The organism is Stenotrophomonas sp. DDT-1, assembly GCF_001580555.1.
Lineage (GTDB): Bacteria > Pseudomonadota > Gammaproteobacteria > Xanthomonadales > Xanthomonadaceae > Stenotrophomonas > Stenotrophomonas sepilia.
On sequence record NZ_LEKR01000002.1, the window covers coordinates 1 to 16236 of the forward strand.

11 protein-coding genes are annotated in these 16236 nt (G+C 66.8%); 5 read left to right on the forward strand and 6 right to left on the reverse strand.

Going from position 1 to position 16236, the window contains the following annotated elements; translation table 11 throughout:
• The first annotated feature begins 695 nt into the window (after positions 1-695).
• The 5 genes from AB839_RS01045 (at position 696) to lpdA (ending at position 8775) form a co-directional block, all read left to right on the forward strand.
• The gene (locus AB839_RS01045; protein WP_061477973.1) at positions 696-2111 is read left to right on the forward strand and encodes a cupin domain-containing protein; all 1416 of its coding nucleotides are present in this window, start codon (positions 696-698) and stop codon (positions 2109-2111) included.
• A 9-nt stretch (positions 2112-2120) separates the two neighbouring features.
• Positions 2121-3017 carry a GNAT family N-acetyltransferase gene (locus AB839_RS01050; RefSeq protein WP_061477974.1) on the forward strand — a complete coding sequence of 299 codons (897 nt, stop codon included), beginning with the start codon at positions 2121-2123 and terminating at the stop codon, positions 3015-3017.
• 186 nt (positions 3018-3203) lie between these two features.
• Positions 3204-6035, forward strand: coding sequence for a 2-oxoglutarate dehydrogenase E1 component (locus AB839_RS01055; RefSeq protein ID WP_061477975.1), 2832 nt, complete (start codon positions 3204-3206; stop codon positions 6033-6035).
• Positions 6036-6075: 40 nt separating this feature from the next.
• Complete coding sequence (gene sucB, locus AB839_RS01060) at positions 6076-7275, forward strand: dihydrolipoyllysine-residue succinyltransferase (protein WP_053499860.1); 1200 nt, start codon at positions 6076-6078, stop codon at positions 7273-7275.
• 63 nt (positions 7276-7338) lie between these two features.
• Positions 7339-8775, forward strand: coding sequence for a dihydrolipoyl dehydrogenase (gene lpdA, locus AB839_RS01065; RefSeq protein ID WP_061477976.1), 1437 nt, complete (start codon positions 7339-7341; stop codon positions 8773-8775).
• A gap of 161 nt (positions 8776-8936) precedes the next feature.
• Here the strand turns inward: lpdA and AB839_RS01070 are convergent, their stop codons facing one another.
• From AB839_RS01070 to AB839_RS01095, 6 genes are all read right to left on the reverse strand, one after another.
• Entirely contained in the window at positions 8937-9194 is a 258-nt protein-coding gene (locus AB839_RS01070) for a hypothetical protein (protein ID WP_061477977.1), read from the reverse strand.
• Positions 9191-9403 carry a hypothetical protein gene (locus tag AB839_RS01075; RefSeq protein WP_061477978.1) on the reverse strand — a complete coding sequence of 71 codons (213 nt, stop codon included), beginning with the start codon at positions 9401-9403 and terminating at the stop codon, positions 9191-9193. Before AB839_RS01075 ends, AB839_RS01070 begins: the two co-directional genes overlap by 4 nt.
• Positions 9404-9649: 246 nt before the next feature.
• Positions 9650-11080, reverse strand: coding sequence for a replicative DNA helicase (locus AB839_RS01080; RefSeq protein ID WP_005417526.1), 1431 nt, complete (start codon positions 11078-11080; stop codon positions 9650-9652).
• Between the two features lie 246 nt (positions 11081-11326).
• Positions 11327-11887 carry an NAD(P)H-dependent oxidoreductase gene (locus AB839_RS01085; protein ID WP_061477979.1) on the reverse strand — a complete coding sequence of 187 codons (561 nt, stop codon included), beginning with the start codon at positions 11885-11887 and terminating at the stop codon, positions 11327-11329.
• 66 nt (positions 11888-11953) lie between these two features.
• Positions 11954-13897 (reverse strand): asparagine synthase (glutamine-hydrolyzing), encoded by a 1944-nt coding sequence (gene asnB, locus AB839_RS01090; protein WP_061477980.1) that lies wholly within the window; start codon positions 13895-13897, stop codon positions 11954-11956.
• Positions 13898-13900: 3 nt separating this feature from the next.
• A complete protein-coding gene (locus AB839_RS01095; protein WP_061477981.1) occupies positions 13901-16180 on the reverse strand; it encodes a transketolase C-terminal domain-containing protein in 2280 nt (759 codons plus the stop codon).
• Positions 16181-16236: the final 56 nt, after the last annotated feature.

Sequence of the window (16236 nt, forward strand, 5' to 3'; positions counted from 1 at the left end):
TTCTACAATCCAGCCCGGCTACACTCGGCGCTGGGCTACCACTCGCCTAACAACTACGCCCGGCAGCTCCGGGCTGCCGCCTGAAACGGCTTCATGGCGTCCGTTTTCAGGGGGCCAGATCAGACACCCCCGCGAACCCAACCCGCCCCACCTCTGACAGATTCCCGGTGACGGATCGAAGAGCATTGGGTTGTCGGGACGGAATTTGAAAGAGGGACGCGGCTTCGCCGCGTCCCTCTTTGTTTGAGGGTCTTTTGTAGAGCCGAGCCCGTGCTCGGCTGCTTTGGGACGTGGGCAACGGCAAGCCGAGCGCGGGCTCGGCTCTACACGAGCAAGCGCAGCGCGCGATCCGCTTTTGCCTTGCTTTTCTTCTTCCATTCCGTGGCGGGCCGCGCAGGAAATTGTCAGGGGCCGGGCGGGTGGGCTGTGCGGGGGCGTGAGCCGCATGGATGCGGCGATCGAGCTTACATGGACGTACTTGCAGCGTCCCCCGCGCAGCCCACCCGCCCGGCCAAGCCCATGAAGCCGGTCGACTAACAGTCGACCCTACCAAGATGTCGCCACAAGGGGCTCCGCCGTTGGCCGGAACCCCGCGACAAACCACCGCACGTGCGCAATCCCCACGAACGGCGGACAATGGACTCCTTGGCGGCCCGCCGCGCCGCCCCTCCCGCTTTCCGCTGCAAGGATTCCCCATGGCCGCCCGCAAGTCCTCCGCCCCCCTCATCGAAGTCACCGCCCGCCCCGGCCAGCCGCTGGGCATGGCGCCGGCCACCTTCCTGCGCGACTTCTGGCAGAAACGCCCGCTGCTGATCCGCAACGCCTTCCCCAACTTCCAGACCCCGGTGCAGCCGGAAGACCTGGCCGGGCTGGCCTGCGAGGAAGGCGTGCTGGCGCGCCTGATCGAGCACGACAAGACCCGGGACGGCTGGCGCGTGCGCACCGGCCCGTTCCAGGAAGACGTGTTCCCCGCCCTGCCCGACCACGACTGGACCCTGCTGGTGCAGGACGTGGACAAGTGGGATCCGGACGTGCGCGCCCTGATCGAGCACTTCAGCTTCCTGCCGCGTTGGCGCATGGATGACGTGATGATCAGCTTCGCCGCCACCGGCGGCTCGGTCGGCGCCCATGTCGACCAGTACGACGTGTTCCTGCTGCAGGCCCACGGCCACCGCCGCTGGCAGATCGACGCCAGCGAATCGATCAAGGGCAGGCAGCCACCGCTGGGCTTCCGCCCGGACGTGGAACTGAAGCTGCTGAAGGTGTTCAAGCCGACCCACGACTGGGTGCTGGCGCCGGGCGACATGCTGTACCTGCCGCCGAACGTGCCGCACCACGGCGTCGCCGAGGATCCCTGCCTGACGTTCTCCTTCGGCATGCGCGCGCCGTCCTCGGCCGAACTGATCAGCGACTACCTGGACACCCTGATCGCCGATGCCGACGAGAACATCCGTTACCAGGATGCCGACCTCAAGGTGCCGGCCGACCCGAACGAAATCGACACGGTGGCGATGGCGCGGGTGATCACCGCGCTCAACGCCATCCGCATGAACGATCCGGACAAGCTGGGTGACTGGTTCGGTCGCTTCATCACCACCTACCGCGCCGCCGGCGAGGTGATGGCCCACCAGGCTGCACCGGCACCGGAGGAAGTGGTCCAGGCGCTGGCCTCCGGCCTGCTGCTGCAGCGCCACCCCTGGGCACGCCTGGCCTGGCGCCGGGCCAAACGCGGTGCCAGCCTGTACGTCAGCGGTCAGGACTTCGCGCTGCCGGTGAAGGACGCCCAGCGCCTGGCCGATGCCGAGCAGCTCGACGCCGCCGCCTATCGCGGCCTGTCCGACAAGGGCCGTGCTGTGCTCCAGCAACTGCTGGTCAGTGGCGTGTTCCAGTTGATCGATCCGAACGAGGTGTATGACGCTGAAGACGAGGACGACGGCGAAGACGCCGTGGTGCTCGGCGAAGTGGTCGAAGGCCGTGACCGCGTCGACGCGATCGACGCCGATGCGGTGTCCGACGATGTCCACTCCGTGACCGTGCACGACGATGGCATCGAGGTCATCGTCAACTTCGAGGACGACGAGGAAGACGACAGCGACGCCGGCCGCGTCTGAGCCGCCGCCATGATCCGGGTCCAGCAGGTCAGCCACGCCGACGCCCACGTTGCCATCCACGACGTGCGCCAACGCGTGTTCGTGCAGGAACAGGGCATCGCCGCGGAACTGGAACGCGATGCGCTGGACCCGGTCAGCGTCCATGTGTTGGCACTGGACAGTGACAACCAGCCGGTCGGCACCGGTCGGCTGGCCCCGGACGGCCGCATCGGCCGCATGGCCGTGCTGGCCAGCCATCGCAGCCACGGGGTCGGTGAGGCCCTGCTGGAGGCACTGGTCGAGGCCGGGCGCAGGCTCGGCCTGGCCGAGCTGCACCTGCACGCCCAGCTGCCCGCCCGCGAATTCTATGCCCGCCAGGGCTTCCTGCCTGAAGGCGAGGTGTTCGAGGAGGCCGGCATCGGCCACCAGCAGATGCGCCGCCGGCTGGGCGCGGCCAGCGCGATCGACCGCCGCGCCGAGGCGGTGGCCATCACCACAGCCATCATCCACCGCGCCCGTCGCCAGCTGTGGCTGCACAGCCGCCAGCTGGACCCGGGGCTGCTCGACGCGCCCCCGGTACAGGCCGCCCTGCGCCGCTTCGTCACCGCCCGCCATGACAAGCAGCTGCGGGTGATCGTGCACGATGCCGCTGCGATCGCCTCTGCCGGGGCACCGCTGCTGGCGCTGGCCCAGCGCCTGCCAAGCGTGATCCAGTTCCGCAAGGTCAGCGATCCGGTCGACCGCGCGCTGGCCTCGGCCTGCCTGCTCAACGATGCGGGCGACTTCTACTTTCGTCTGATCGGCCATCGCCTCGACGGCGAGGCCGGCATCGCGCTGCCGGCACGTTCGCAGCCGTTCGAGCAGCAATTGCAGCGCGTCTGGGACCGTTCGCGCGATTGCAGCGAACTGCGCGCGCTCGGCATCTGAGCCGGCACCGCTGACCCAACCTGTCTGGAACCGGCACCAGCGGACGCGGGATACCTGTGGTGGTGCCCCTTCGTGTCCGGTTGGGGGTACAATTTGGCTGTTTGAACGCGCCCGCGCAGGGCTATTCATCTTCCTGCCGGGTCCTTCTGAAGCCATACCCCACAAAGCGAATCAACACCCTCCATCGTGGACAATCAACTGAAGCAGTTTGCGCAATCTTCGCAACTCGCCGGCGGCAACGCCTCCTATGTCGAGGACCTGTACGAGCAGTACCTGGTCTCCCCGGATAGTGTCGATCCCAAATGGAAAACCTACTTCGACGGTTTCAAGGGCCGCGAAGCAGGTGACATTCCGCACTCGGCCGTCATCTCCCACATCGCGGACGCGGCCAAGGATGCGCTGAAAGCTGGCACCGGCACCGGTGCGGGCGACGAGCGCGAGCGCAATGTCGGTCGTCTGATCACCGCCTACCGCTCGCGCGGCCACCTGGACGCCCGCCTCGATCCGCTGGGCCTGGCCGCGCCGGTCAACACCCCGGACCTGGGCCTGCCGTTCCACAGCCTGTCCGATGCCGATCTCAACAGCGAGTTCAGCACCGGCGGCGTCGGCGGCCAGCCGCGCATGAAGCTGCGCGACCTGCTCGCACGCCTGAAGGCGACCTACACCGGCTCGATCGGCGCGGAGTTCATGCACATCTCCGAGGTCGAGCAGCGCCAGTGGATCTACAAGAAGCTGGAAGCGGCCGGTGGCAACTACCAGCTGGACGCTGACACCCAGCGCCGCACCCTGGAGCGCCTGACTGCGGCCGAAGGCCTGGAGCGCTACCTGCACACCAAGTACGTCGGCCAGAAGCGCTTCTCGCTGGAAGGCGGCGACTCGCTGATCCCGATGATGGACACCATCATCCGCAGCGCCGGCAAGGATGGCGTCAAGGACGTGGTGATCGGCATGGCCCACCGCGGCCGCCTGAACGTGCTGGTCAACACCCTGGGCAAGAACCCCCGCAAGCTGTTCGACGAATTCGAAGGCAAGTTCGAACACGACGAGCACGCTTCGGCCGGCGACGTGAAGTACCACATGGGCTTCTCCGCCGACGTGGCCACCGACGGTGGCCCGGTGCACCTGGCACTGGCGTTCAACCCGTCGCACCTGGAAATCGCCGACCCGGTCGTGGCCGGTTCCGTGCGTTCGCGCCAGGAGCGCCGCAAGGACACCGCACGCAAGCAGGTCATGCCGATCCTGATCCACGGCGACGCGGCCTTCTCCGGCCAGGGCGTGGTCATGGAGCTGTTCCAGATGTCGCAGGCCCGCGGCTTCGCCGTCGGCGGCACCGTGCACATCGTGGTCAACAACCAGGTCGGCTTCACCACTTCCAACCCGCTGGATACGCGCTCCACGCGCTATGCCACCGACGTGGCGAAGATGATCGCCGCCCCGGTGCTGCACGTGAACGGCGATGATCCGGAAGCCGTCGTGTTCGCCGCGCAGCTGGCCTTCGAGTTCCGCCAGAAGTTCGCCAAGGACGTGGTCATCGACCTGATGTGCTACCGCCGTTGGGGCCACAACGAGGCCGACGAGCCGGCGATCACCCAGCCGCTGATGTACCAGGTGATCCGCAAGCACCCGACCACCCGCGAGATGTATGCCGAGCAGCTGGAAAAGGCGGGCGTGATCGCCGCCGGTGCCGGCAAGGCCATGGTCGATGCCTACCGTGAGAAGCTGGACGCGGGTGAAGTGACCACCGAGCTGGCCAAGGTCGAGAAGACCCCGCCGAGCAGCCCGCTGTTCGTCGATTGGCCGAAGCTGCTGGAAGGCAAGCTGTCCGATCCGGTCTCGACCAAGGTCGAGAAGAACAAGCTGGTCGAGCTGGCCAAGCTGATCAACACCATCCCGGACGAAGTGCAGCTGCACTCGCGCGTGGCCAAGGTCTACGACGACCGCCGCAAGATGGCCGCCGGCGAGATTCCGGGCGACTGGGGCTTTGCCGAGAACCTGGCCTACGCCACCCTGCTCGACGAAGGCCATGCGCTGCGCCTGGTCGGCCAGGACGTCGGCCGCGGTACGTTCACGCACCGCCACGCGATCCTGCACGACCAGAAGACCGACAACTACTACATGCCGCTGCGGCAGCTGGTGGATTCGCCGGAGAAGGCCACCGTCATCGACTCGCTGCTGAGCGAAGAAGCGGTGATGGCCTACGAGTACGGTTTCTCCACCACCGATCCGAACACGCTGTGCATCTGGGAAGGCCAGTTCGGCGACTTCGCCAACGGTGCCCAGGTGGTGATCGACCAGTTCATCGCCGCCGGTGAAGCCAAGTGGGGCCGCATTTCCGGCCTGACCCTGCTGCTGCCGCATGGCTATGAAGGACAAGGCCCGGAACACAGCTCGGCGCGCCTGGAGCGCTTCCTGCAGCTGTGCGCCCTGGAGAACATGCTGGTTGTCGTGCCGTCGACCCCGGCGCAGGCCTTCCACATGCTGCGTCGCCAGCTGCACATGACCACCCGCAAGCCGCTGGTGGTGATGTCGCCGAAGTCGCTGCTGCGCCACAAGCTGGCCGTGTCGACCCTGGACGAACTGGCCAATGGCGAGTTCCAGCACCTGATCGGCGACGCCAATGCCGATGCCAGGAAGGTCAAGCGCGTGGTGCTGTGCTCGGGCAAGGTCTACTACGACCTGCTGGAAGACCAGACCAAGCGTGGCCAGGACGACGTGGCGATCATCCGCGTGGAGCAGCTGTATCCGTTCCCGCGTGCGCTGCTGGCTGCCGAGCTGAAGAAGTACGGCAAGGCCACCGACGTGGTGTGGACGCAGGAAGAACCGCAGAACCAGGGCGCGTGGTACCAGATCCGCCACCACCTGCAGTTCTGCCTGGCCGATGGCCAGAACCTGCACTACGCCGGTCGCGCACGTTCGGCGTCGCCGGCTGCCGGTCACATGGCTGACCACGTCCGCGAGCAGCAGCAGCTGATTGCCGACGCACTGGTCAACCCGTTCAACGACACGTTCGCTGAATAATCCTCCCCCTATTTAGAAGACAAACCAGGAAGCTCCCGCAATGGCCACCGAAGTCAAAGCCCCGGTACTGCCCGAATCCGTCGCCGACGGCACCATCGCCACCTGGCACAAGAAGGTGGGCGACGCCGTCAAGCGCGACGAAAACCTGCTTGACCTGGAAACCGACAAGGTCGTGCTGGAAGTGCCGTCGCCGGTTGACGGCGTGCTGAAGGAAATCAAGTTCAAGGAAGGCGATACCGTGACCTCCAGCCAGGTCGTGGCGATCATCGAAGAAGGCGCCGTGGCTGCGGCTCCGGCTCCGGCCGCTGAAGAGAAGAAGGCTGAAGCCGCACCGGCCGCCGCTGCTCCGGCCGCGGCCGCCGCTCCGGCTCCGGCTGCCAAGTCGGCCGCCGACACCCTGCCGCCGGGCGCCCGCTTCACCGCCATCACCGAAGGCGTGAACCCGGCCGACGTCGACGGCACCGGCCGTCGTGGTGCAGTGACCAAGGAAGACATCGTCAACTTCGCCCGCAACGGCGGCGCCGGCAAGGCCGGTGGCGCACGTCCGGAAGAACGCGTGCCGATGACCCGCATCCGCAAGCGCATCGCCGAGCGCCTGATGGAGTCGAAGAACTCCACCGCCATGCTGACCACCTTCAACGAAGTCGACCTGTCCAAGGTGTCGGCGGCGCGCAAGGAGCTGCAGGACGAGTTCGTCAAGGCCCACGGCATCAAGCTGGGCTTCATGAGCTTCTTCGTGAAGGCCGCTGCCAACGCGCTGCAGCGCTTCCCGCTGGTCAACGCCTCGATCGACGGCGACGACATCATCTACCACGGCTACTCGGACATCTCGATCGCCGTGTCGACCGAGAAGGGCCTGGTCACGCCGGTCCTGCGCAACGTCGAGCGCATGTCGTTCGCCGACATCGAGAAGACCATCGCCGACTACGCCAAGAAGGCACGTGACGGCAAGCTGGGCCTGGAAGAACTGCAGGGCGGCACCTTCACCGTGACCAACGGCGGCACCTTCGGCTCGCTGCTGTCGACCCCGATCATCAACCCGCCGCAGAGCGCCATCCTGGGCATGCACGCCATCAAGGAGCGTCCGATCGCCCAGAACGGCCAGGTCGTGATCGCGCCGATGATGTACCTGGCGCTGTCCTACGACCACCGCATCATCGACGGCAAGGACTCGGTGCAGTTCCTGGTGGACATCAAGAACCAGCTGGAAAACCCGGGCCGCATGCTGTTCGGCCTGTAAGAAACCTCCCGCCCCTCCGCGCCTGCGCGGAGGGGTTCTGGTAATGCATCAAGGAATAATTCAATGGCTGAACAATTCGACGTCGTCGTCATCGGTGCCGGCCCGGCCGGTTACCACGCTGCCATCCGCGCGGCCCAGCTGGGCCTGAAGACCGCCTGCATCGACGCAGCGCTGGGCAAGGACGGCAAGCCGGCCCTCGGCGGCACCTGCCTGCGCGTGGGCTGCATCCCGTCCAAGGCGCTGCTGGATTCCTCGCGCCAGTTCTGGAACATGGGCCACATCTTTGGCGACCACGGCATCAGCTTCAAGGATGCCAAGATCGACGTCGAGGCGATGATTGGCCGCAAGGACAAGATCGTCAAGCAGTTCACCGGCGGCATCGGCATGCTGTTCAAGGCCAACAAGGTCGCCGCCTACTACGGCTTCGGCCAGCTGCAGCCGGGCAACGTGGTCAAGGTGAAGCAGCACGACGGTTCGGAAGTCGAGCTGAAGGGCACCAACGTCATCATCGCGGCCGGTTCGGATTCGATCGAACTGCCGTTCGCCAAGTTCGACGGCGAGACCATCGTCGACAACGTCGGCGGCCTGGACTTCACCGAAGTGCCGAACCGCCTGGCGGTGATCGGTGCCGGCGTGATCGGCCTGGAACTGGGCAGCGTGTGGAAGCGCCTGGGCGCTGAAGTGACCATCCTGGAAGCCATGCCGGAGTTCCTGGCGGCTGCCGACGCCGAGGTGGCCAAGGCCGCTGCCAAGGAATTCAAGAAGCAGGGCCTGGACATCAAGCTCAATGCCAAGGTCTCCAAGACCGAGATCACCGGCAAGGGCAAGAAGAAGGAAGTCATCGTCACCTACACCGACGCGGAAGGCGAAAAGACCCTGACCGTGGACAAGCTGCTGGTGGCCGTCGGCCGTCGCGCCGCCACCAAGGGCCTGCTGGCCGAAGGCACCGGCGTGAAGATCAACGAGCGTGGTCAGATCGAAGTCGATGCGCACTGCCACACCGGCGTCAACGGCGTGTGGGCGGTCGGCGACTGCGTGCGCGGCCCGATGCTGGCGCACAAGGGCTTCGAGGAAGGCATCGCGGTGGCTGAGCTGATCGCCGGCCTGCCGGGCCACGTCAACTTCGACACCATCCCGTGGGTCATCTACACCGAGCCGGAACTGGCCTGGGTCGGCAAGACCGAAGCCCAGCTGAAGGCCGAAGGCATTCCGTACAAGGCCGGCAGCTTCCCGTTCGCCGCCAACGGCCGTGCAGTGGCGATGATCGAGCCGGCCGGCTTCGTGAAGATCCTGGCCCATGCCGAAACCGATCGCATCCTCGGCATGCACCTGGTTGGCGCCAACGTCTCCGAACTGGTGCACGAAGGCGTGCTGACCATGGAGTTCAGCGGCTCAGCCGATGACCTGGCCCGCATCTGCCACGCCCACCCGTCGCTGTCGGAAGTGATCCACGACGCCGCGATGGCGGTCAGCAAGCGCGCCATCCACAAAGCGAACTGATCTGCATCATGGTAGGTGCCGACCGTTGGTCGGCACTCACCTGCAGAAGAAAAACCCCGCCTCGGCGGGGTTTTTTGTTGGCTGCCCTGGTGTAGAGCCGAGCCCACGCTCGGCTGCGCATTTGGTGGTCCGTGATGGCCTAGCCGAGCATGGGCTCGGCGCTACGCCTTTCCAGCCGGCTTCTTCGGTGGATCCTCACAGACCCGATGCTGCACCACCGTCTCGCCGACCTTCCATTCCTTGGTGACCCGGCAGCGCTCCCTGGCCTCGGGTACCGCCAGAGGCTTCGCCCCCGCAGCATTCGCTTCGTCGGCACCGGCTGCCTGCTGGCGCTCCAGCCACACCGAAGGCAGTGCTGGAGGTGCGGCCAGTACCGGGCCGGCCAACAGGGCCAGACCGACCAGCACCACCGCCCTCATGCGGGCACCGCCCGGCCACCAAGCAGGCACGCGGGCAGCATGAACAGCGCGCGCAGGAACGCGAACAGCGCCGAGAAGGTGATGCCGACCAGTCGGAACGGCAGGCTCAGCAGCCACACGAACGGCCAGGCGATCAGGGCGAGGATCGCCAGCGGCCAGCACAGTACGAACAGCAGGCACCACACGCCGAGCGCGAACAGGGTCTTCATCACGGTCTCCTTGGGGCGGCACCCTGCCGCCTGCGAACACCTTGGCGCCCTGCCCTGGCGCCGGCAAACGGTTTGCGACGAAACCGGGCTGGGGGCGATGAAACCGATCCAGCGCAGTGCAACGCCACGCCCACGCCCGGCTGCGCTTCGTGGCGACCGCATGGAACCCGCGCTGACAGTGGCTCCTGCCGGTGCCTTGGCTCTCAGCGCCCGGTGGCGGTTGCCGGCCAGCGGCCGGCGTGACCGTTATTCGAACGAACCGACCGAATCGTGGGCCAGGTTGTCGAAGCGGGTGTACTCACCGAAGAACTTCAGCTTGCACGAGCCAGTCGGGCCACCACGGTGCTTGCCGATGATGATTTCGGCCAGGCCCTTGTCCGGCGAGTTTTCCTTGTTGTAGTAGTCGTCGCGGTAGATGAACACGATCATGTCCGCGTCCTGCTCGATTGCGCCCGATTCGCGAAGGTCGGCCATCACCGGGCGCTTGTCGGTACGCGTTTCCAGCGAGCGGTTGAGCTGGGAAAGCGCGATCACCGGCACGTTCAGTTCCTTGGCCAGTCCCTTCAGCGAACGCGAGATTTCCGAGATTTCGGTCGCGCGGTTCTCGCTGTTGCCCGGCACGCTCATCAGCTGCAGGTAGTCGATCACCACCAGGCCCAGGTCATGCTCGCGCTTGAGGCGGCGGCACTTGGAACGCAGCACTTCAGGCGACACGCCCGGCGTGTCGTCGATGAAGATCTTGGTCTCCTTCAGCATCTTGATCGCGCTGGTGACGCGGCTCCAGTCCTCATCTTCCAGCTGGCCGGTACGCAGGCGCTGCGCGTTGATGCGGCCGTTGGAGGAAATCAGGCGCATCGCCAGCTGCGATGCCGACATTTCCATCGAGAACACCGCCACGCCCTTCTTCGACTTGATGGCCGCGTACTCGGCGATGTTCAGCGCGAAGGTGGTCTTGCCCATTGCCGGGCGCGCCGCGAGGATGATCAGGTCGGTCGGCTGCAGGCCAGCGGTCATCGCATCGAAATCGTTGTAACCGGTCGGCAGGCCGGTGATGTTGCCGCCGTTCTCGAAGCGGTTGCGCAGCTCCTCGAAGGCATCCTTCAGTGCACCGGGCATGGCCACGAAATCGGTACGGCCACGCGCACCCTGTTCGGCGATTGCAAACACGCTCTTTTCCGCCGAGGCCAGCAGCTCGCTGCTGTCACGCCCCTCCGGCTGGAAACCGTCGTTGACGATGTCGGTGCCGACCTGGATCAGCTGCCGCAGCACCGCCTTGTCGCGCACGATCTCGGCGTAGGCCACGATGTTGGCAGCTGACGGCGTGGTACTGGCCAGTTCGATCAGGTAGGCGCCGTCCCCCACCAGTTCCATCTTGCCCTGCGATTCAAACCACTCGCCCAGCGTTACCGCATCGAACGGCCGTTCGCGCTCGGACAGCTCGCGGATCGCACGATAGATCATCTGGTGATCGCGACGATAGAAGTCGCTTTCGGTCAGCTGGTCGTTGACACGGTCATACGCCTCGGGCGCCAGCATCAGGCCACCCAGCACCGCCTGCTCGGCTTCCACCGAATGGGGCGGTACCCGCAACTGGTCGATGCGCGACTCGTCGCGATCGCGATCGAAGCCATCACCGCGCTCTCTGCGGTTGGAACGGAAGCCGGGACGAGCGGACATGCTGCGGTGTTTCCTGCAAAAGTGGACCAGATGAGTGTAGGCATGTGCCGACCCCGGCAGCCATGGACAAACCTGTGGATAAGCCGTGGGAAAACGGGGGATATCCGCCGGTACCTGGCCAGACTGGCGTGAGAGCGTCGCACTGCCTGCGACGGACGCCGTTGCGGCGCCCGAGCGGGACATTATCGCAGATCAACGCTCGGGGTCGGATCCCCTTCGACGCAGGGGACTCTGACCCCGCAGGCGTCAATCGCCCTTGACGTGCACTGCGATCAACGCCAGGAACCGGTCCACGTAACCCTGCAGGAACTTCTGTGTGCCTTCGTTGTGGATCGTGCCGTCGGCATCGATCAGGCCGTCCTTGAAGTGGATGAATGCCTCGGGCTGGCCCAGCACATGCATGTCCAGGAAGGCCAGGCAGTTGCGCAGGTGCTGCTGGGCCACGGCGGTACCGATCTGGCCGATGGAGGCGCCGATCACCGCCGCCGGCTTGCCGGCAAACGCACTGTCACCGTACGGGCGCGATCCGATATCGATGGCGTTCTTGAGCACGCCAGGCACCGACCGGTTGTACTCGGGTGTCACGAACAGCACCGCGTCGGCGGCGCGCACCTGGCCCTTCAGCCGGGTGCCCTGCGGCGGATAATCGGCGTCGAAATCCTGGTCGTACAACGGCAGATCGCCGATCTGCACGTACTGGAAGCGCGCGCGATCACCGGCGAGCTTCTCCAGCGCATGGGCCAGCTTGCGGTTGCAGGAATCCCTGCGCAGGCTGCCAACGAACACGGCGATGGTGGGGACGGACATCGGGACATACTCCTCACGGTGCGGGAGGCCCAGCCTAGTCGCCGGGCCCGTGCCATCCGGTGAAGATCAGCCGCCGGTCACGCCGGTCCGCGCCTGCCGCCAATGCGCCTGCCAGGCCTGGAACATCAGCACGTTCCACAGGTGGGTATGCCACTTGCGCTGCCCCCCCAGGAACTGCTGCCACAGCGGCTGCACCGCCGCCGCCGACAGCACGCCCTCACGCTCCAGCCGCGCCGGCTGCAGCAGGTCCTCGGCCCAGGGCCGCAGGTCGCCCTTCAACCAGTCACTGACCGGTGCGCCGAAGCCGCGCTTGGGACGGTGCACCATTGAATGCGGCACGTAACGGCCCAGCACGCGCTTGAGCAGCACCTTGCTGGTCGTCTCACTGCGCTTGAAGCCCAGCGGCAGCGACCAGGCGAACTCGGCCACGCGCCAGTCCAGCAATGGCGCGCGCGCCTCCAGGCTGACCGCCATCGAGGTCCGGTCGACCTTGCACAACAGGTCATCGGGCAGGTAGGTCACGAAATCGGCCAGCATCATCGCGTCGGCCGGTGTCCCCGCGCCGTGCAGCGGATCGGCCAGGTCGTAGAAGCTGCCGGCGGCCTGCGCGCCGGGCACCGCCGCGGCCGGGTCGCGCCAGCGCGAGATGCGGTTGCGGTAGACGTCGCCGATGCCACGTGCGCCGGTCTCGGCCAGCAGCGCCGCCAGGCCACCGGTCCGCGAGGCCTCGCCCTGCTGCTGCGAGCGTGCGCCCATCCAGCGCCGCAGCGGCCCCGGCACGCGTCCGAGCATCTGCCAGTTGCGCAGCGCGCGTACATACCGGGTGTAGCCGAAGAACAGCTCGTCGCCACCGTCGCCGGACAGCGCGACGGTCACGCCCTGCCGCGCCAGCCGTGCGACCAGCGCGGTCGGCACCTGCGACGCATCGGCAAAAGGCTCATCGAACATCGCCGGCAACTGCGGCACCACGGCCAGCGCGTCGGCGCCACTGACGTACAACTCGGTGTGATCACAGCCGAGGTGAGCCGCCAGCTCCCTGGCCAGCGGTGCTTCGTCATGTCCCGAGTCGGTGAAGCCGATACTGAAACTATGCACCGGCTGTCCGCTCTGCGCCTGCATCAGCGCCGCCACCAGCGATGAGTCCGTGCCGCCGGACAGGAACACGCCGACCGGCACGTCGGCCACCATGCGCAGCGCCACCGCATCACGCAGCAGCGTGTCCAGCTGTTCCTCGGCCTCTTCGATGCGGCCCTGGAACGGGGCGGCCAACGCCGCCTGCATGCGTGCGCGCGCATCCCAGTACGGGCGCTGTGCCTGCTCCGGGCGGTGTGCCGCGGCGCCTGCGGCCACAGCCGCTGCATCCAGCCGCAGCACCCGGCCCGGCATCAGCTTGTAGCAGCGCTGGTGGATGCTGTGCGGCGCCGGGATGTAATCCAGCCGCAGCAGCAAGGTGAGCGCATCGCGGTCGATGTCGTTGTCGAACGCCGGGTGTTGCCAGAGCGCCTTCAGTTCCGAACCGAACACCAGCGTGTCGCCGGCCCAGCCGTAGTACAGCGGCTTCTTGCCGACGCGGTCGCGGGCCAGCCACAGGCAACGATCCTGGCGGTCCCACAGCGCGATGGCGAACATGCCGTTGCAGCGCTGCAGGGTATCTTCCACGCCCCACTGCAGGATCGCCGCCAGCAGTACTTCGGTGTCGGAATGGCCGCGGAAGGTGTGCCCCAGCGGCTCCAGCTGTTCACGCAGAGCCGCGAAATTGTAGACCTCGCCGTTGTAGGCCATCACGTAGCGGCCGTCCGCCGAGGCCATCGGCTGGTGGCCCAGCGGGGACAGATCAAGGATGCTCAGGCGCCGATGCGCCAGCGCGATGCCCGCCTCGGCATCGACCCAGCTGCCGCCATCATCCGGCCCGCGATGGTGCAGCGCCTGGCCCATGGCCAGCGCCTGCGCCTGCAGCGCCTCGGCCGACGCCAGCGGCGCCGGCAACAACATTCCCGCCAATCCACACATGCATCAGGGTTCCTGCGCCAGGTCGAGGGCGGCGCCAATCACCGCATTGTCGCTTGGAAGCCCGAACATTGCTGCCCCTGCCAGTGGCGTGTAGGTGTCGGCGCCACAGACGCGGCGCAGCGGCAGGTGACCAAAGCCGGCCTCGACCAGCGCCGTGACCACGCCCTCACCCACTCCGCCGCTGTGGCGGCCTTCGTCCAGCACCAGCACCCGCCGCGCGCTCGCGGCCTGGGCCGCGATGAAGCCGGCATCCAACGGTACCAGCCAGCGCAGGTCGACCACCCGCACCTGCCAGCCCAGCTGCTGCTCGATCGCCCGCGCCGCGCGCAACGCCATCGGCACGCCATTGCCATAGGTGTAGATCACCAGGTCTCCGGCCTCCGGTGCATAGACCCGGCCCTCGCCCAGCACCAGCGCCCGGCCCTGTGCCGGGTAGTCGAACAGCCACTGGCCATCCCCCGCTTCGTGCAGGTCCTTGCTCATGTACAGCGCGATCGGCTCCAGGAACACCGCCACGCGCCCATCCACCCGCGCCAGTGCAGCCAGCGTGCGCAGCATCATCACCGCATCGTCGCCGCGCGAGGGGCAGCCGACCACCAGCCCGGGGATGTCGCGCAACGCGGTGATCGAGTTGTCGTTGTGGAAGTGCCCGCCGAAACCCTTCTGGTAGCCCAGCCCGGCCACCCGCACCAGCATCGGGTTGCGGTACTGGTCGTTGGAGAAGAACTGCAGCGAACAGGCTTCACCACGCAGCTGGTCGATGGCGTTGTGCAGGTAGGCCAGGTACTGGATCTCCGGAACCGGCAGCATGCCCAGGTTGGCCAGGCCCTGCGCCATGCCCAGGATCATGGTTTCATCCAGCAGCGTGTTGAACACCCGGCGTGGGCCGAAGCGGCGCAGCAGATCCTTGGTGACGGTGTACACACCGCCCTTCTGAGCCACGTCCTCGCCGAACAGCAGGCTCTGCGGATACTTCGCAAGCAGTTCCTGCAGGCCGTGGTTGATCTGGATCGCGAGATGCCGTGGCGCCTGTCGTTCCGGCAAGGCCTCGGCACCGCCATAGAGTGCCTCGCGCGCTTCGTCGGCGACCTCGCGCCGGGCTTCGGCCTGCACCGCCGCGGGCGTATAGGGTGCCAATGGCGCCATGACCTCCTGCAGCGACTGCAGCTTCGCACTGCCTTCGGCATCGGCAGCGGCGGCCATGCAGCGCGCGCGCATCGTCTCGTAGGCCACTTCGATGGCGGCTGCATCCATCCAGCCCGATTCCAGCGCGATCTGCGCCGAGCGCAACAGCGGATCCTGCGCCTCGGCCGCGCACAATTCCGGCAATGCACGCCATTCCACCTCGAAGTCGGTGCCGGCGTGGCCCATCAGGCGCGTGGTGCGCAGATGCAGGAAGGTCGGTCGCCGCGTCCGCCGGCAGTGGTCCACTGCGGCCTGCACCTGGGCGTGCCCGGTGGCCAGGTCGAGGCCATCGGCAAGGAAATAGTCCAGCCCCGGCTGGTGGCTGAAACGCTCGGCAATCCAGCCGTCCGGCGTCTTCACCGAGATGCCCAGCCCGTTGTCCTCGCAGACGAACAGGATTGGCGCCGGCAGTTTCTGGTAGGCCGCCCACATCGCGGTGTTGAATGCGGTCTGCGCAGTGGCATGGTTGGCCGAGGCGTCGCCGAACGAGCACAGCACGATGCTGTCGGCCGGAATGGGAAGCGCATGGCCCAGCCGCTTGCCGCTCTCGATGGCCAGCGCGGTGCCCAGCGCTTTCGGCAGGTGCGAGGCGATGGTCGAGGTCTGCGGCAATACCCACAATGGCTTGCTGCCCCACACCTTGTGCCGGCCGCCACTGGCCGGATCATCGGCGCTGGCCGCGAATGAAAGCGCCGCATCGCGCAACGGGTCGATGCCCGGCACCTGGCGCGAGCGCTCGAGCATGAAGGCGCCGGAGCGATAGTGCAGGAATGCGGGGTCGGTATGCCGGCAGGCCCGCGCCAGCAGCGCGTTGCCTTCATGGCCGGACGACCCGATGGTATAGAAGACCTTGTTCTGCACGCGCAATACGCGCGCCATCAGGTCCAGCTGGCGGCTGGCCAGCTGCGAATCGAACAGCTCACCGAAGGCCGCAGCGCTGAGCGTGCTGCCCGGCAGGATCGGCGCGTCCGGCGCAGGACGTGCGCGCGGTGTGCCTCGCCAGCCACGCACCGCGTCGAGGAAATTGGCGTCGCACACTTCGGCGCGGTTGAGCACGCGCATGCGCGCAGGAATCGGATCTGGAACCACAGCAAACATCGAACACCCTCCGTGTCGTTGTTGCGTTCCACCCGGCAGCGCCGGGCGCTATCCTG